Source organism: Azoarcus olearius (assembly GCF_001682385.1).
Taxonomy (GTDB): Bacteria; Pseudomonadota; Gammaproteobacteria; order Burkholderiales; family Rhodocyclaceae; genus Azoarcus; species Azoarcus olearius.
In genome coordinates, this window is sequence record NZ_CP016210.1 from 720933 (window position 1) to 738925 (window position 17993).

General features: G+C 68.6%; 11 protein-coding genes. 9 read left to right on the forward strand and 2 right to left on the reverse strand.

What is annotated here, in order from left to right:
• The first annotated feature begins 232 nt into the window (after positions 1-232).
• The 6 genes from dqs_RS03515 to dqs_RS03540 all read left to right on the forward strand — a co-directional run bounded on the left by dqs_RS03515 (position 233) and on the right by dqs_RS03540 (position 9081).
• Positions 233-2419, forward strand: coding sequence for a type I secretion system permease/ATPase (locus dqs_RS03515; RefSeq protein WP_065339685.1), 2187 nt, complete (start codon positions 233-235; stop codon positions 2417-2419).
• Positions 2419-3834, forward strand: a complete 1416-nt coding sequence (locus dqs_RS03520) for an HlyD family type I secretion periplasmic adaptor subunit (RefSeq protein WP_065339686.1) — start codon at positions 2419-2421, stop codon at positions 3832-3834. The genes dqs_RS03515 and dqs_RS03520 overlap by 1 nt, the downstream gene beginning before the upstream one ends.
• A complete protein-coding gene (locus dqs_RS03525; protein ID WP_065339687.1) occupies positions 3831-4442 on the forward strand; it encodes a response regulator transcription factor in 612 nt (203 codons plus the stop codon). Before dqs_RS03520 ends, dqs_RS03525 begins: the two co-directional genes overlap by 4 nt.
• Positions 4443-4566: 124 nt before the next feature.
• A complete protein-coding gene (locus dqs_RS03530; RefSeq protein ID WP_065339688.1) occupies positions 4567-7410 on the forward strand; it encodes a retention module-containing protein in 2844 nt (947 codons plus the stop codon).
• 79 nt (positions 7411-7489) lie between these two features.
• Positions 7490-8716 (forward strand): glycosyltransferase, encoded by a 1227-nt coding sequence (locus dqs_RS03535; RefSeq protein WP_011764385.1) that lies wholly within the window; start codon positions 7490-7492, stop codon positions 8714-8716.
• Between the two features lie 26 nt (positions 8717-8742).
• Complete coding sequence (locus tag dqs_RS03540; RefSeq protein ID WP_065339689.1) at positions 8743-9081, forward strand: hypothetical protein; 339 nt, start codon at positions 8743-8745, stop codon at positions 9079-9081.
• Here dqs_RS03540 and dqs_RS03545 read toward each other — a convergent pair whose 3' ends face one another.
• On the reverse strand, positions 9082-10995 hold the full coding sequence (locus tag dqs_RS03545) for a bifunctional diguanylate cyclase/phosphodiesterase (RefSeq protein WP_011764387.1): 1914 nt from the start codon (positions 10993-10995) through the stop codon (positions 9082-9084). It abuts the gene before it with no gap.
• A gap of 34 nt (positions 10996-11029) precedes the next feature.
• Positions 11030-11719 (reverse strand): transglutaminase-like cysteine peptidase, encoded by a 690-nt coding sequence (locus dqs_RS03550; protein ID WP_065339690.1) that lies wholly within the window; start codon positions 11717-11719, stop codon positions 11030-11032.
• Positions 11720-11955: 236 nt separating this feature from the next.
• On the opposite strand from dqs_RS03550, the gene dqs_RS03555 reads away from it, so the two are divergent.
• The 3 genes from dqs_RS03555 (at position 11956) to dqs_RS03565 (ending at position 17935) form a co-directional block, all read left to right on the forward strand.
• A complete protein-coding gene (locus tag dqs_RS03555) occupies positions 11956-13398 on the forward strand; it encodes a TolC family outer membrane protein (protein WP_065339691.1) in 1443 nt (480 codons plus the stop codon).
• A gap of 122 nt (positions 13399-13520) precedes the next feature.
• On the forward strand, positions 13521-16982 hold the full coding sequence (locus tag dqs_RS03560; protein ID WP_065339692.1) for a hybrid sensor histidine kinase/response regulator: 3462 nt from the start codon (positions 13521-13523) through the stop codon (positions 16980-16982).
• Positions 16979-17935, forward strand: coding sequence for a response regulator transcription factor (locus dqs_RS03565; protein WP_011764391.1), 957 nt, complete (start codon positions 16979-16981; stop codon positions 17933-17935). The genes dqs_RS03560 and dqs_RS03565 overlap by 4 nt, the downstream gene beginning before the upstream one ends.
• The last annotated feature ends 58 nt before the right edge of the window (positions 17936-17993 follow it).

Below are 17993 nucleotides of genomic sequence, written 5' to 3' on the forward strand. Positions count from 1 at the left end.
GTTCTCCCGGCGCGCCTGCGCGCCTACTCCGTTCATACGATTCGACCGTCCGTCGGATGGCGCCGAAAAGCCACTTCAAAGCGGGCACGCGTCACGCTCCGGGCCTTCACCCCGTGCGACAATCCGCGCCGGTTGCCCACGTTGGGCTTAGGGTGTTCGGCTATTCGACTCGCTGTTGGTTGCTTTGACCTTCGCAGTAGGCCGGCATGGAACTTCGGGAGTATCGCTGGCCGTGGCTGAAGGACTGGTATCGGATTATGCACCGGGCTCGGACGGGGTTGCCGCCGCTGCTCGGGGAAGTGGAGCGCATCACGCCCTGGTCGACTGCCTGCTGCTGGTCGCGCGCGCCCATGGCGTCGCGGTCACCCGCGACGCGGTGCTGGCCGGCCTGCCGGTGGGCGACGAAGGGCTGCCGCCTTCGCTGTTCGAACGTGCCGCGCGGCGCGCGGGCCTGAGCAGCCGCATCGTTTCGCTGCCGCTGGAGCGCCTGAACGACGCGCTGGCGCCCACCGTGCTGCTGCTGCGCGAGGATTCCGCCTGCGTGCTCACCGGCTGGAATGCGGACCGCAGCGTGGCCCGCGTGGTGTTTCCCGAACTCGGCGACGCGGTGGTCGAGCTTGCCCGCGACGACCTTGCCGCGCGCTACATCGGCCGTGCCATCTACGTGCGTCCGCGCCAGCATTTCGACGCCCGCACGCCGGTCGTGCGCCAGCAGCGCGGCCATCACTGGTTCTGGGGCGTCATCGGCGAAAGCCGTTCGCTCTACCGCGACGTGCTGCTTGCCGCCTTCATGATCAACGTGTTCGCGCTCGGCATGCCGCTGTTCACGATGAATGTGTACGACCGCGTCGTGCCCAACAACGCCACCGAGACGCTGTGGGTGCTGGCGGTGGGCGTGGTGGTGGTGCTGGTGGCCGACCTCGTGCTGCGCACCTTGCGCGGTTATTTCATCGACCTCGCCGGCAATCGGGCCGACGTCAAGATTTCCTCCCACATCATGGAGCGCGTGCTGGGCATGCGCATGGAAGAGCGGCCGCCCTCGGCCGGCTCCTTCGCCGCCAACCTGCGCGCGTTCGAATCGGTGCGCGACTTCATCGGCTCGGCCACCGTGGTGTCCTTCATCGACCTGCCCTTCGCGCTGGTCTTCCTGGTGGTGATCGGCTGGATCGCGTGGCCGCTGCTGCTGCCTTTCGTCATCGGCGTCGCCATCGTGCTGCTGTACGCGCTGAGCGTGCAGGGGCGCATGCACGAACTGTCGGAGATGACCTACCGCGCGGGCGCGCAACGCAATGCGACGCTGGTCGAAGGCCTGGTCGGCCTCGAGACGCTGAAGGCGCTTGGCGCCGAGGCGCCGCTGCAGCGCAAGTGGGAGAAGAGCGCTGCGCTGCTGGCGCGCGTGGCGGCCCAGTTGCGCCTGTTGTCGGCCACCGCCACCAACGGCACCTCGGTGGTACAGCAGGTGGTCAACGTCGTCATCATCGTCGCCGGCGTCTATCTGATCGGCCGCAACGAACTGTCGATGGGCGGCCTGATCGCGTGCTACATGCTGGCCTCGCGGGCGATGGCGCCGATCGGCCAGGTCGCCGGGCTGCTGATCCAGTACCACAACGCCTCCACCGCGCTCGAATCGCTGGACCAGATGATGCAGCGTGAAGTGGAGCGCCCCGAGGGCAGCACCTTCATCAGCCGCGGCAGCTTCGAAGGCGAGATCGAGTTCCGCGACGTCGGCTTCCGCTACCCCGGCCAGCAGACCGAGGCGCTGCGCGGGGTGTCGTTCCGCATCCGCGCGGGCGAGCGCGTCGGCGTGCTGGGCCGCGTCGGCTCCGGCAAGACCACGCTCGAAAAGCTCATCCTCGGCCTCTACCGCCCGACCTCGGGCGCGGTGCTGATCGACGGCATCGACATGCGCCAACTCGATCCGGCCGAACTGCGCCGCCATATCGGCTACGTGCAGCAGGACGTCACGCTGTTCTATGGCTCGCTGCGCGAGAACCTGACCATGGGCGCGCCGCTGGCCGAGGACGCCGACGTGATCCGCGCGGCCGAGGTGGCCGGCATCGCCGACTTCGTCAATGCCCACCCGCAGGGGTTCGAGATGCTGATCGGCGAGCGCGGCGAATCGCTCTCGGGCGGCCAGCGCCAAGGCGTCGCGATCGCGCGCGCGGTCATCAACGATCCGCCCATCCTGCTGCTCGACGAACCCACTGCGTCGATGGACCACTCCAGCGAGGAGGGCGTGAAGCGCCGCCTCGGCGAGTACGCGAAGAACAAGACCATGATCGTGATCACCCACCGTACCTCGCTGCTCGACCTGGTCGATCGCGTCATCGTGGTCGATGGCGGCCGCATCGTCGCCGACGGTCCCAAGGCGCAGGTGGTGGAAGCGTTGCGCCAGGGTCGCATCGGGAGGGTCGGCTGATGGCTGCGTTCGGGCAAGACGTCTTCAGGCGCTTCGGCACGGTCACCGAACGCTTCTCCGGCACCGGCGGCAAACTCTTCGGCGGCCTGCTCGCGCGCCTGTCGAGCGTGGAGCGCGACGACAGCCTGGACTGGGCGAGCGACGCCGACTGGGCGCGCCTGCAGCAGGAGCCGCTGCGCGCGCGCGCGGTACTCAAGGTAAGCGCGATCGCGCTGCTGGTGCTGCTCGGCTGGGCCGCGGTGGCGCATGTGGACGAGGTGACCAAGGGCGACGGCAAGGTGATCCCGTCCAGCCAGCTGCAGATCATCCAGTCGGTCGATGGCGGCGTGGTGGAGTCGATCGCGGTGCGCGAGGGCGAGGTGGTCGAGGCCGGGCAGCTGCTGCTCAAGGTCGATCCCACCCGTTTCATGTCCTCGCTGCTGGAAAACCGCGCCGAGTTCCTCGCGCTGGAAATCAAGCGCCGGCGGCTCGAGGCGCTGACCCAGGGGACGCCGTTCTCGGTGCCGGCCGAGCTGGAGAAGGAGGCGGCGGACATCGCCGCCCACGAGCGCCGGCTGTATGAATCTAGCCGCGCCGAGATGGACGCGCAGCAGTCGATCGCGCGCGACCAGCTGCGCCAGCGCGAGCAGGAACTCAACGAGGTGCGCGCCCGCAGTGAGAACGCCGCCCGCGCCTACGAACTGGTGCAGCAGGAACTCAAGGTCACCAAGCCGCTCGCGGCCTCCGGCGCGGTATCCGAGGTCGAACTGCTGCGTCTGGAGCGCGACGTGTCGCGCTTGCGCGGCGAGCGCGAGCAGAGCGCGGCGCAGATTTCGCGCATCCAGTCGGCCATCGCCGAATCCACGCGCAAGATCCAGGAGATCGAGCTGACGGTGCGCAACCAGCTGCGCAACGAGCTTTCGGACACCATGGCTCGGCTGGGCAGCCTGACCCAGGGCAGCCGCATGCTGGCCGACCGCGTCAAGCACGCCGAAATCCGCGCGCCGATGCGCGGCACGGTCAAGCGCATCCTCGTCAACACCGTGGGTGGCGTGGTCCAGCCGGGCAAGGAAGTGGCCGAGATCGTGCCGCTCGACGACGCGCTGATCCTCGAAGCGCAGGTCAAGCCGAGCGACATCGCCTTCCTGCGCCCGGGTCAGTCGGCGCTGGTCAAGTTCTCCGCGTACGACTTCTCGATCTACGGCGGCCTGGAGGCGGTCGTGGACCAGATTTCCGCCGACACCGTGGTCGATGCAAAGGGTTCCGCCTTCTACGTGGTGCGGGTGCGCACGCTGCGTTCCTCTCTGGGTGAAAACCTGCCGATCATTCCGGGCATGGTGGCCGAAGTGGACATCCTGACCGGCAAGAAGACCATCCTCTCCTACCTGCTGAAGCCCGTGCTGCGGGCCAAGGCCAACGCACTGTCCGAACGATGAGCCGACACTTCTTCCTCACCCGCAACGGATTTTCCTCACCCCGGTGGACCGAAGCGTTCCCGCACGCCGTCGTTGCCGCGAACGCCGACGGTGTCGCGCCCGCTGCCGGCGACCGCGTCTGGTTGTGCGCCGAGTTGCCGGACTGGCGCAGCCGTATCGGCACCCTGGCCGCGGCCGGGGTGATCGTGGTGGTGCTGTCGCTGCAGCCGGATGAAAGCGAAGGCCTGGCCGCGCTCGAGCTGGGCGCGCGCGGTTATGCGCACGGGCTGGCCACCGCGGCGCTGCTGCAGGAGATCGACACCGTGGTCTCGCACGGCGGGTTGTGGGTGGGCGAGACGCTGATGGGACGCCTGCTGACCGCGCTGCGCCCGCGCCTGCCGGCGATGCGTACCGACGTGCTCGCAGGGCTGTCGCCGCGCGAAGCCGAGGTGGCCCAGGCGGTTGCCGCCGGCATGACCAACAAGGAGGTTGCGCGCACGCTGGGCGTGACCGAACGCACGGTCAAGGCGCACCTGGGCGCGATCTTCGAAAAGCTCGGCGTACGCGACCGCCTGCAACTGGTGCTGCGCGTCGGCGCCAGCCAGGCCGCGGCGGCCACCGCGCCGTGACCTCCGTCACCCACTGTCCTTCGGTCCAATAGGCCGCCCCGGGCGGGCGTCCTAGGATGGACTCGTCACGAATTCCCGTCCGGCTGCCGCCGGGCTCCATGAACTTCCCGAATTGAGGTCTGCAATGGCTAACGCAACTCCCGTCGCCACCGTAGTCGCCGTCACCGGCAACGTGTTTGCCCGCGACGCCGAGGGCAAGACGCGCGCGCTGAAGGCGGGCGACGTCCTGCGCGAAGGCGAAACCATCGTCACCGCGGCCGGCGGCCGTGTCGAACTGGCGATGGAAGATGGCTCGCGTCTCGACATCCCGGAAAAGCAGACCGTGGCGGTTCGCGCCGACATGGACGAAACCACCCGCCCGCAGGCGCAGGATGCGCAACTGGCCGGCGGCGAGATCGATCGCGTGATCCAGGCCCTCAACCAGGGCGGCGATCTGGACGCGGCGCTTGAAGCACCCGCGGCCGGTCTGGGCGGCGGCGGCGGCGGCGAAGGCAACAACTTCGTCCGCCTGCTGCGCATCGCCGAAGGCGTGACCCCGCTCGAATTCGAGTTCAGCGCGCTGGCGCAGGACGACATCCCGCTGATCCTGCCGGCCGACGTCGAAGAATCGCCCACCGTGCTGGTCACGCTGCCGACCGAGCCGGTCACCGAAACCGTCACGGTCACGCTGACCGAAACCGTGACGATCACCGAAACCGTCACGCTGCCGGTCACCGGCACCGTCACCGGCATCATCACCGACACCGTGACCGGCATCGTCACGCAGACGGTGACCGGCACCGCGGTGACCGAAACCGTCACCGTCGTCACGCAGACGGTGGAAGTGCCGACCGTGATCGAAACCGTCACCACCGGCACCCAGACCATCGAAGTGCCGACGACGACCGAGACCGTCACCATCGGCACCCAGACCGTCGAAGTGCCGACCACGATCGAAACCGTCACCATCGGCACCGAAACCGTCACCGTCCCGGCGCTGACCGAGACCGTCACCGTCGGCACCCAGACCGTGCTGGTGCCGACCACGATCGACACCGTCACCGTGGGCACGCAGACCGTCGAAGTGCCGACGACGACCGAGACCGTCACGATCGGCACGCAGACCGTCGAAGTGCCGACGATGATCGAAACCGTCACCGTGGGCACCGAAACCGTTGATGTCCCGACGACGACCGCGACCGTCCTCATTGGCACCGAAACCGTCGATGTCCCGACCGCGGTCGACACCGTGACCGTGGGCACCGAAACGGTCGACGTCCCGACCACCACCGCCACCGTCGTGATCGGCACCGAAACCGTCTCGGTCCCGACCCAGGTCGCCACCACCACCGTGGGCACCGAGACCGTGGGCGTGCCGACCGTCACCGAAACCGTCACCACCGGCACGGCCACCGTGACCGTGCCGACCACCATCGACACCGTCACCATCGGCACCCAGACGGTCAACGTGACCACCACCACGCCGACCGTCACCTCGACCTCCTACACCGCAACCACCGCGGTGACCTCGACCGAGTTCAGCACGCAGGGTCTGGCGATCAAGGCCGGCGGCCCTGGCGGCAGCTACTACGTCACGGTGAACGGCCTCACCATCCTCTTCACCTCGACCACCGGCCAGATCAACGAGAAGAACGGCTACCTCGGCGTCGATCAGCCGCACATGCAGAACGGTGAGAAGCTGCGCGTCACCTTCCTGGATGCCAACGGCCAGCCGACCTCGGTGAGCAACGTCAGCCTGAATATCGACGTCATCAACGGCCCGGCCAACTTCACCTGGACCAGCTCGTCGAACGGCAGCGGTACCGGCGCCTCGGTCGCGGCTGACGGCAACTTCGTCGTGGGCGGCCAGTACCAGTGGCTCGAAATCAGCGCCACCGGCGGCAAGTTCAGCATCGGCGCGCTGATCGGCGTGGCCCTGCAGGTCACCCATACCGAAACCGTCACCGTGACCGAGACCGGCACCACGGCGACCCCGACGGTGACCGCCGGCACCGAAACCGTGACCGTGGCGACCACCACCGAAACGGTGACGACCGGCACGCAGACCGTCGCCGTGCCCACCACCACCGACACCGTGACGGTGGGGACGCAGACGGTCGAAGTGCCGACCATGACCGACACCGTGACGGTGGGCACCCAGACCGTCGAAGTGCCGACCGTGACTGAAACGGTGACCGTGGGCACCCACACGATCGAAGTGCCGACCACGATCGCGACCACGACCGTCGGAACCCAGACCGTCGAAGTGCCGACCGTGACCGAAACGGTCACCGTGGGTACCCAGACGATCGACGTGCCGACGATGATCGAAACCTTCACGGTGGTCACCGAAACCGTGGATGTGCCGACCACCACCGCCACCGTGATCAGCGGCACCGAGACTGTGGATGTGCCGACGACGATCGACACCGTCACCACCGGCACCGAAACCGTCAATGTGCCGACGGTGACCGAGACCGTGACCATCGGGACCGAGACCGTCGAAGTGTCCACGATGACCGAGACGATCACGACCGGCACCGAGACCGTCACCGTTCCGGCGCTGACCGAAACGGTCACCACCGGCACCGAAACGGTCAGCGGCACCGCGCTGGCAGAAACCGTGACCACCGGCACCGAGACCGTGACTGCGGCGACGATGACCGAGACGGTCACCGAGGCGACCGAGACCGTCACGCAATTCACCGAAACCGTCACGGTCACCCAATTCACCGAGACCGTGACTTCGGTCGGTACCGATACCGTGACCGACACCGCCACGGTGACCGACACCGCGACCAGCACGGTGCAGGGCGAGACGGTGCTGGGTGATGCGCTGCCGGCGGGCGACGTGCTGGGGCAGAGCGACAGCCTGATCGAAGGCGGTGATTCGGGTAGCGGTGGCGGCGGCAGTACCGATCCGCTGGCCAGCTTCCAGACCGACCCGGTCAACTCGCTGCTGACCACCACCACGCCGAGCGTCGATTAATCAGGTGCGGCTTCGGTAAGCGGCGGCGGGCCTTCGGGCCCGCCGCCTTGTGTTTTTTTCGAACGACACGAGGATTTTGATGAGGGTTCTGTTCGTCCACGAGGGCCTGGGCCAGTTCCAGACCCTGCATGAGCACCTGAACGCCGAAGGTCTCGCGCACTCCTGGTTCCTGTGTTCCACGGGCGTCTACAACGCCAACAAGGACAGGATTCCCAATCTGGTGCCGTTCGCGCTGGCCGAAGAGAACCCCAAGAGCTACTTCTATACGAAGAACCTCGAGGCCCGGATGCAGCGTTCCTTCCTGATCAAGCAGGCGGTGAACGAACTGCTGAAGAAGACCGGCATCGATCTCATCGTCGCCCACGGCTCCGGCGGTTTTCCGCTGCAGCTGTTCGACGAGTTCGACATCCCCATCATCACCTACATCGAATTCCCGTCGTTCGGCCACCACGGCCACGACCCCAAGTACCCGCAGCCGGACTACGCCACCTACCGCGACAAGGTGTTCGAGATGACGAGCTATCACCAGGCGCTCAAGAGCGAGCTGGTGATCGTGCCGAGCGCCTATGCCAAGTCGATGTTCCCGAGCTGCCTGCACGAGCGCATCCATCCGCAGATGGAAGGCTTCAACATCACACGCAAGCCCTCCACCTTCGTCAAGGAAGAGGGCGTGTTCCACATCGGCTTCTCGGCGCGCGACCTGTCGTCGGCCAAGGGCTTCGAGCAGTTCGTGATGATCGCGAAGGAAATCCTCAAGGTCCGGCCGCAGGTGCGCTTCGTGTTCTGCGGCTCGCCCAAGGTGCTCTACAGCTATGAGGAGGCTTTCCTGCAGCAGGCTTTCCCGGCCGCCGAGTCGCGGCCGGAATCCTTCATGCAGTACGTGCTGCAGCGCGAAGGCATCACGCTGGGCGAGGGCTCGAGCTTCCAGCACGTCAAGTTCGCCGGCTACGACGAGTTCGCCAGCTATGTCGAAGCGATGGACATGTTCCTGTACCCGCTGCAGTTCGGCTCGGCCAACTGGGGCCTGTTCGAGCTGCTGTTCCGCGGCAAGAAGATCATCGCCAGCGACCGCTGCTTCGTGCCGGAGGTGATCCGGCACGGCTACAACGGCCTGCTGTGCAAGTACGACGACATGGCCAGCTGGGTGCGCAACGCCACCGACATCATCGACGCGCCGCAGGATTTCGATCATCTTTCGGCCAACGCCCTGGCTGACGCCCATGAGCGCTTCAGCGTCTCCAGCGTCGCGCGGCGCTATCTGGCGATCTTCGAGACCGCCATCCACCAGCACAAGCTGCGCAAGTAACCTACATCCCGAACGGAGCTGCCGGCATGCCCTTCGTAGAACGTGACGCGTCCGGGAACATCACCGCGGTCGCCCTGGAGCAAAGCGCGGCCGCGCGCGAGTGGCTGGAGCCGGGCGACCCGGCGGTGGCTGCATTCGCACGCCGCCTCGGCAGCCACCCCGGCGAAGCGCTTGCGGCGCTGGAAAGCTCCGACATCGGCCTGATCCGCGTGATCGAGGATTTGATCGACACCCTGCTCGCCAAGGACGTGATCCGCTTCACCGACCTGCCGCTGCCGGCGCAGAACCGCCTGTTGCAGCGGCGGTCGCTGCGCCAGTCCCTGCACAGCGACAGCCTGCTCGACGACGACGCCGGGCTGCTCTGATCAAGCCGCCTGCGGGCGGCGGATCGCGGGGCCGGTCATGCCGTCCAGGCCGAGGTCGGGCAGCGCATCGCGCTCCGCCTCGGTGCTGACGCCTTCGGCAATCGTCTGCAGGCCGATCGAGTGGGCGATGGTGCACAGCCCGCGCACGAAGGCCATGTTGCCCGGCGAGTTGTCGATGTCGCGCACGAAGGCCGCCGCCACCTTGATGTAGTCCAGCCCGAGGTCGTGCAGCTCGGCGATGCGCGAGAACGCCGGCCCCGCGTGCTTGAGGCCGACGCGGCAGCCGAGCGGGCGCAGCGCGAGGCACAGCGCGCGGAACTCCACCTGATATTGCAGCGCCGCGTGTTCCGGCACGTCGATCCACAGCCGGCGCGCGGCCGCGGGGTCGGATTCCAGCAGGTGATAGAGGGCGTCGCGGAAGCCGGCGTCGCGCAGCGCCTCCACCGACAGGTTGATCGCCAGCGTGGCCGCGCCGTCGGCCGCCAGCGCCGCCAGTGCGGTGCGCGCCACGGCGGTATCCACTGCCACCATCATGCCCAGCCGCGCCGCCCACGGCATGAAGCGTCCGGCGGCGTACCAGTTGCCGTCCAGCGCGAGGCGCACCGGCGCTTCGTCGTGGAGCAGCGCGCCGTCGCGGTCGATCACCGGGAAGCGCGCCAGCTCGATGTGTCCCGCCGCGAGCGCGGCGTCGAGCAGGCGGCGCCATTCGCCCGCGCCCTGCGGGCCGGCCTCGGCACCATCGGCGATGCCGACACGCACCGCGCGGTCGCCGTGCAGCTCGCTTGCCGCGAGCACGCCGTCCAGCCGGGTCAGCACCGCGCTGCGCGCTTCCTGCGCCGCATAGGGCGTGGCGGCGAGATGCAGGCGGTGGATCTCGCTCACCGGCGTCAGCGCGGTGTCGAGGGTGTGCGCGAGTTCGTCGGCCAGCGCCGCGGCGTCCACCGCGCCCGGCGCGATCAGCGCGAAGTCGGTGGCGTTCAGGCGCCCGCAGTCCCATCCCGGGTGCGCCGCGGTGAAGCCGCCGAGCGCCCCGGCCAGCGTGCGCAGCGTGTTGTCCACCGCCAACCGGCCCAGGCGCTGGTTGAGTGCGGCAAGGTCGGCCACGCGCGCGATCAGCATCACGCCGTCCGCGCTCGCTTCGCCGCTCAGCGCGGCATCGAGCTGGCGCAGCAGCTGGGCGCGGTTGAAAAGGCCGGTGAGTTCGTCCTGCTGGGTCTGGCGCCGCAGCGCCTCCAGACGCTGGGATTCCTCGGCCAGCATGCTGCGCACGCGGTCCGAGAGCGCGTTCATCGCCCGCACCACGCTGCGGAACTCCAGCGTGCGCGGCTCCGGCGTGGTGACGAAGCGGCGCCCGCCGATCGCCTCGGCCTGCTCGACCATGCGGTCCAGCGGCCGGGTGATGAACTTCAGCGCGAGGGTGCCGACCAGGCCGGTCAGCAGGCCGCCGCCGACGAACCACATCAGCAGCTGGCGCGTCGCCTGCCACAGCGAGTCGTAGGCGTAGCGGCTGTGGGTCTCCACCGACAGCGTGCCGAACTGATGCCAGCCGTCCTGCACCTGGGCGACGCCGGGCTGGGTCTCGATCGGCACCAGCGCCATGAACCACGCCGGCGCGCTCGCTTCGGCGCCGTCGAAACTGCGCTCGACCAGCACCTCGCCGCTCGCACCGGTCAGGCGGATCAGCCGGTAGTGGCCGGTGTCGAACTGCGCCGCCACCTGCAGCTCCACCGTCACCGGGTCCTTCGGCATCTGCGACAGCGACAGCGCGAGCGAGGCGGCGTTGTCCATGTTCTTCACCGCCAGCTCCTGTTGCAGGTAGTGGCGCGCCGCCAGTGTGCTGACGACGAAGCTGCCGCCGAGCGAGAGCACGGTGACCAGGGCGATGGCGATCCAGAGTTGCTTGATCAGGGACATGGGCGGGTCGTTCCGGTGGGGATTCGGGATGAGTTCAGGGCAGCGTCAGGCCTTCGCGCCGCATGCGGTCGAGCGCGTCGCGCCAGCGCGACAGGCGCGCGGTGGGGTCGGCGGACGAGGTGCTCGCGCCGGCCACCCAGAGGCCTTCGTCGTTGAAGGAAAAGACCGGAAAGAGGTCCGGCCGACGTGCCGCCGGGCGGATCTCCGAGATCAGGTTGTCGAGCACCAGCGGCTCGTCGGTGGGCGTGGCGAAATAGCCCAGCACCATGTGCGCCTGCGACGCGGTGCTGCCGGGGCCGCCGATCTGCGCGCGCACGTAGATCAGCCGCAGCTTGTCGGCCGGCACCCCGAGCAGGCGCAAGGTCATGTACTTGGCAATCGCGAAATCCTCGCAGTCGCCGGCGCCGCGCCCCATCGTTTCCAGCGGCGTGGCCCAGTAATCGTTCTGGCGCCACACCACGCTGTCGTCCTCGAACAGCAGGCGGCGATTGAAGAAGGTGTTCACCCGCGCGAGCTTGTCGGCGTCGGTCTCGGCCGCGCTTTCGCCCAGCAGCCGGCGCCAGGCCGCCACCAGCTCGGCCGCCGTGGAGCCGAAGCGCTCTGCCGCCTGGCTCTGCATGCGGTCCAGGTCCGGCGCGGCCGCACACAGCCACGCCAGCGCCACTGCGGCCGCCGCGCACAGGCTTCTCAAGGCCGCGGCGAGCGCGCGCGAACGCTGCGACATCACGGGAAGGAGCCGGGGGAAAAGGACGGGCATGCGGGGGGAGCGGCACGAAACGCGCTCACCTTAGCCGACTTCGCCGAGGCGCGAGAAGGGGGCCTGCCATTTGTGTGGAATTTGCCTCCGTGCGTCGCCGATTTGCCATTACGTGCTGTAACGATCCGATATCATGCGCCGCTACCCATGCTGGGGCGGTAACCAACGGCTCCGGCTTTCGTCTTATTCCGTTTGGAGAGGTCATGAAGAAGGTTCGCACCCTGGTTTGCCTTGCCGTCCTGTCGACACTGCAGGTGGCGCCCGCGATCGCGGCGACGCCGGAACCCCTGCGCGACGCGGTGCGCAAGGCCGTGGTGTCCAACCCCGAAGTCCAGGCGCGCTGGCACGCGTTCCAGGGCGCGACCGCGGACCAGGATGCGGCGCGCGGCGGCTACTACCCGCAGGTGGACCTGAACGCCGCGATCGGCCGCGAGCGGATCGACCGTCCGACCACCGGCACCAATGACTACACGCACCGCGGCGCCACCCTGTCGCTCACCCAAATGGTGTACGACGGCTTCTTCACCCAAAGTGAAGTCGCGCGGATGGGCTACGCCAAGCTCGCGCGCTACTACGAACTGATCGAGACCTCTGAAAGCGCCGCGCTGGAAGTGGTTCGCGCCTATGGCGATGTCCTGCGCTACCGTGAGCTAGTGCGTCTCGCCAAGGCCAACTACGTCGAGCACAAGCTGATCTCCGACCAGATCGCCCAGCGCGCCGGCGCCGGCGTCGGCCGCCGCGTCGACCAGGAACAGGCCAGCGGCCGTCTGGCGCTCGCCGAATCCAACCTGCTGACCGAAGTCTCCAACCTGCACGACGTCACCGCGCGCTATCAGCGCCTGGTGGGCGACACCCCGCCGGAAGCGCTGCCCGACCTCGGCGAAACCCTGACCGCGATGCCGCTGCCGGCCAACCCGCGCGATGCGCTGCGCGAAGCCTTCAACACCAGCCCGGCGATCAACGCCGCGGTCGAGAACGTGCGCGCCGGCCAGGCCATGGTGGAAAGCCGTCGCTCGGCCTACCACCCGCGCGTCGAACTGCAGGCCTACAAGTCGATCGACCGCAACCTCGACGGCGTCGATGGCCGCTCCAGCGACAGCGTGGTGCAGCTCGTCTTCAACTACAACCTGTTCCGCGGCGGCGCCGACCAGGCCCGCCTGCGCTCGGCGGCCGAGTCGCTCAACCAGTCCAAGGACCTGCGCGAGAAGGCCTGCCGCGACCTGCGCCAGACGCTGGCGATCGCCTATAACGACACCCAGCGCCTGACCGAGCAGCTGCGCTACCTCGACCAGCACCAGCTGTCGATCGAGAAGGCGCGCGAGGCCTACCGCCGCCAGTTCGACATCGGCCAGCGGACCCTGCTCGATCTGCTCGACACCGAGAACGAGTACTTCCAGGCCCGCCGCGCCTACGCCAACGCGCGCTACGACCAGGTGATCGCGCAGGCGCGCACGCTGAACGGGCTGGGCAAGCTGATGAGCGCGCTGGAAGTGGCGCGCGAGGACCTGCCGGCCGCGAAGGACATCGGCCAGGACCGCGCCGGCATCGACCCCGAAACCATGTGCCCGCCGGAGGCGCCGTCGCCGCTGCAGGTCGACAAGGCCCAACTGCTGTCCGACGCGATGCGCGACGCCGGCCGCCGCTGAGCGTCCGTTCGTCCGCGCCCGGCCGTTGAAGGGCAGGGCGCGACGCACCCGGGGCGGATGCCGCGGTTTGCTGCTCTAGAATGGAGCGCCATCCCGCCGCAGCCGCCCTTTTTCCGTTGACGATGAACGCAGCCGATTCCGACGCCCGCCTTGCTTCCTCCGCCCGCGCCGCGGGCGCGCCGGCGGCCGAGCACGAGCCGGTGCAGCGCGTCGTCAAGATCCGCCGCGACTACAACACCTGGGTCGCCAACGAGACGCTGGAAGACTACGCGCTGCGCTTCACGCCGCGCAGCTTCCGCAAGTGGACCGAGTTCCGCGTCGGCAACACCGCCTTCGGCGCGGCCTCCTTCCTGGTGCTGGAAGCGGTCGGCGCCACCATGCTGGTGAGCTACGGCTTCATCAACAGCTTCTGGGCCATCCTCGCACTCGGCCTCATCATCTTCCTCACCGGCCTGCCGATCAGCCTCTATGCCGCGCGCCACGGCGTGGACATGGACCTGCTGACGCGCGGCTCCGGCTTCGGCTACATCGGCTCCACGCTGTCCTCGCTGGTGTACGCGTCCTTCACCTTCATCCTGTTCGCGCTCGAAGCGGCGATCATGGCCTACGCGCTGGAACTCGCGCTCGGCATTCCGCCGGCGTGGGGCTACCTGGTCTGCGCGCTGGTGGTGATCCCGCTGGTCACCCACGGCATCACGGTGATCTCCAAGCTGCAGACGCTGACCCAGCCGCTGTGGCTGTTCCTGCTCGCGCTGCCCTTCTTCTTCCTGCTGCGCGAGGACCCGGCGGCGCTTGCCGGGCTGTGGCAGTACCCGGGCGAGAAGGGCGAGCCCGGCGTGTTCGACCTCCACCTGTTCGCCGCCGCGATGACGGTGGGCGCGGCGCTGATCACCCAGATGGGCGAGCAGGCCGACTACCTGCGCTTCATGCCGGCGCGCACCGCGCAGAACCGCTGGCGCTGGCTCGCCGGCGTGGTGCTGGGCGGGCCGGGCTGGGTGCTGATCGGCGTGGTCAAGATGCTGGGCGGCGCGCTGCTCGCCTGGCTGCTGCTGCGCGAGGGCATGCCGGCGGAGAAGGCGGTCGACCCCAACCAGATGTATCTGCTCGGCTTCTCCGGCGTGTTCGACAGCGCGCTGTGGGCGGTGGTGGTGACCGCGCTGTTCGTCATCGTGTCGCAGCTCAAGATCAACGTCACCAACGCCTATGCCGGCTCGCTGGCGTGGTCCAACTTCTTCTCGCGCCTCACCCATAGCCATCCGGGGCGGGTGGTGTGGGTGGTGTTCAACATCCTCATCGGCCTCTTGCTGATGGAGATGAACGTGTTCCAGGCGTTGGGGCAGGTGCTCGGGCTGTACTCCAATGTCGCCATCTCGTGGATGGTGGCGGTGGTGGCCGACCTCGTCATCAACAAGCCGATGGGCTGGTCGCCGCCGGGCATCGAGTTCAAGCGCAGCCATCTCTACGACATCAACCCGGTGGGTGTGGGCGCGATGCTGGTCGCCTCCATCCTGTCGGTGTCGACCTTCGTCGGCGTCTTCGGCCCGGCCTGGCAACCGTTCGCGCCCTTCGTCGCGCTGGTCGCCGCGCTTGTCACCTCGCCGCTGATCGCGTGGGCGACCAAGGGGCGCTACTACCTCGCGCGCCCGCCGGAGCCCGTCGCCACCGCCGGCCGCGCCTGGGTCGCGACGCGCCGCTGCGCGATCTGCGGGCAGGACTTCGAACCCGAGGACACCAGCCACTGTCCCGCCTACCAGGGCACCATCTGCTCGCTGTGCTGCTCGCTCGACGCGCGCTGCGGCGACCTCTGCAAGCCGCACGCGCGGCTGTCGGCGCAGTGGTCGGCGCTGGTGCGGCGGCTGGTGCCGGGCGGGCTGCAGCCCTATATCGACGGCGGCCTCGGCCACTACCTGCTGCTGATGGGCGGCGTCACCGGCTTTCTGGTGTTGCTGCTCGGCACGCTGTACTACCACGAGGTGCTGGCGCTCGGTCCGGATGTCGCGCGCGGCGCGCTGCAGGGCGTGCTGGTCAAGACCTTCGCCGCGCTCGTCCTGGTAAGCGGTATCGGCGTGTGGTGGATGGTGCTGACCCACAAGAGCCGGCATGTGGCGCAGGAGGAGTCCAACCGCCAGACCCAGCTGCTGATGCAGGAGATCGAGTCCCACCGCCGCACCGACGAGCAACTGCAGAACGCACGCCGCGTCGCCGAGCAGGCCAATCAGGCCAAGAGCCGCTACGTCACCTCGATCAGCCACGAGCTGCGCACGCCGCTCAACAGCATCCTCGGCTACGCCCAGATCCTCGACGGCGACGAGGCGATTCCTCCGCACCGCCGCCAGGCGGTCAGCGTCATCAAGAAGAGCGGCGAGCACCTGCTGTCGCTGATCGAGGGCACGCTGGACATCGCCCGCATCGAAAGCGGCAAGTTCGCGCTCGACATGCGCCCGCTGGCCTTCCCCGCCTTCGTGCACCAACTGGTCGGCATGTTCGAACCGCAGGCGCGCGACAAGGGGCTGGACTTCGTGTTCGAGACCGTCGGCACGCTGCCCGAGGTGGTGCGCGCCGACGAGAAGCGGCTGCGCCAGATCCTGATCAACATCATCGGCAACGCGATCAAGTTCACCCCGCGCGGCCGTGTGCGGGTCAAGCTCACCTACCGCCGCGAGATGGCGCTGATCGAGGTCGAGGACAGCGGCCCCGGCATCGCCGCCGGCGAACTGCAGCAGATCTTCGAGCCCTTCGCCCGCGGCAGCAGCGCGCGCACCACCACCGGCACCGGACTGGGGCTGACGATCAGCAAGATGCTGACCGACCTGATGGGCGGCGAACTCAGCGTGGATAGCGTGCCGGGCGAGGGCAGCACCTTCCGCATCCGCCTGTTCCTGCCGCAGGTGCACGGCGCCCAGGCGGAAGCGGTGCAGCCGCGCACCCAGCGCATCGGCTACCAGGGCGTGCGCCGGCGCATCCTCACGGTGGACAACGAGCGGGTCGACCGCGAGCTGCTCGCCAGCCTGCTCGAACCGCTCGGCTTCGAGATCGGCCAGGCGGCGTCGGGTTATGAATGCCTGGAGATGGTGCCGGCCTTCCGTCCGCATCTCGTCTTCATGGATCTGGCGATGCCCGGCATCGACGGCTGGGAGACCATCCGCCGCCTGCGCGATGCGGGCTTCGACGAGGTGCCGGTGGCGATCATCTCGGCCAACGCCTTCGACAAGGGCCTGGACAACGACGTCGGCATCGCGCCGGAGGACTTCATCCTGAAGCCGATCCGGGTCGAGGAACTGCTCGACTGGATCGGCCGCCGCCTGCAGCTCGACTGGGTGTGGGCCGAGCGCGTCGAACCGGCGGCGCCGCAGCCGGTCCCGGCTCCGGCCCCCCATCTGGTGCGCCCGCCAGCCGATGCGGTGCAGGAACTCGAACAGCTGATCGACCTCGGCTACCTGCGCGGCATCCTCGCCAAGCTCGCCGAGATCGAGCGCCTCGCACCCGATTACGCCGAGTTCGTGCGCGTGCAGCGCGAACTCGCGCGCCAGTTCCAGTTCGACGCCATGCACGAAATCCTGCGCCGGAGCGAAGCCCCGCAATGAGCCCGTCCCCCGCCACCGTCGCCGTGCCGCAGTCGGCCGGCATCGTGCTGATCGTCGATGATGTGCCGGAGAACCTCTCGCTGCTGCACGACGCGCTCGACGAAGCCGGCTACACCGTGCTGGTCGCCACCAACGGCGAAAGCGCGCTCGCCCGCGCCCGCCAGAGCCTGCCCGACGTGGTGCTGCTCGACGCGGTGATGCCCGGCATGGATGGCTTCGAGGTGGCGCGGCGGCTCAAGGCCGACTTCGTCACCCGCGCCATCCCGCTGATCTTCATGACCGGCCTCACCGAGACCGAGCACGTGGTCGCCGCCTTCGCCGCCGGCGGCGCCGACTACGTCACCAAGCCGATCAAGCCGGCCGAGGTGCTGGCGCGCATCGCCGCCCACGTGCAGAACGCGCGCCAGATGAAGCAGGCGCGCAGCGCGCTCGACGCCTTCGGCCAGGCCACCGTGGCGGTGCGCGCCACCGACGGCAAGCTGGTCTGGCAGACGCCGCTCGCGCGCCAGCTGATCCGCAACTGGTTCGACATCGGCGCCGACGAAACCACGCCGCCGCGGCTGATCGAGTGGATCCTCGCCGCGGAACTCGCGCGCCGCGAACGCCGCGAGGTCGCGCCGCTGGTGATGGCCGACGGCGCCCGCCGGCTGCTCGCCTCGTTCCACGACCACACCGGCGAGGAGGAGTGGCTGGTGGTGCTGCGCGAGGAGAACGACGCCAGCGCGATCGAGGCCCTGATCGCCGCCTTCCGCCTCACCACGCGCGAGGCCGAGGTGCTGTACTGGGTCACCCGAGGCAAGACCAACCGCGACATCGGCGACATCCTCGGCTCCAGCCCGCGCACGGTGCACAAGCACCTGGAGCATGTGTTCGAGAAGCTCGGCGTGGAAACCCGCACCGCGGCCGCGTCGATGGCGCTGGCGAAGATCCGCGGCGCGGGCGAGGGCGGCTGAGGGCCGGGCCGCTTTGCGCCCGGCTCTGGTGAGGCAGTCGTTTCGGCTTGCATCGTTT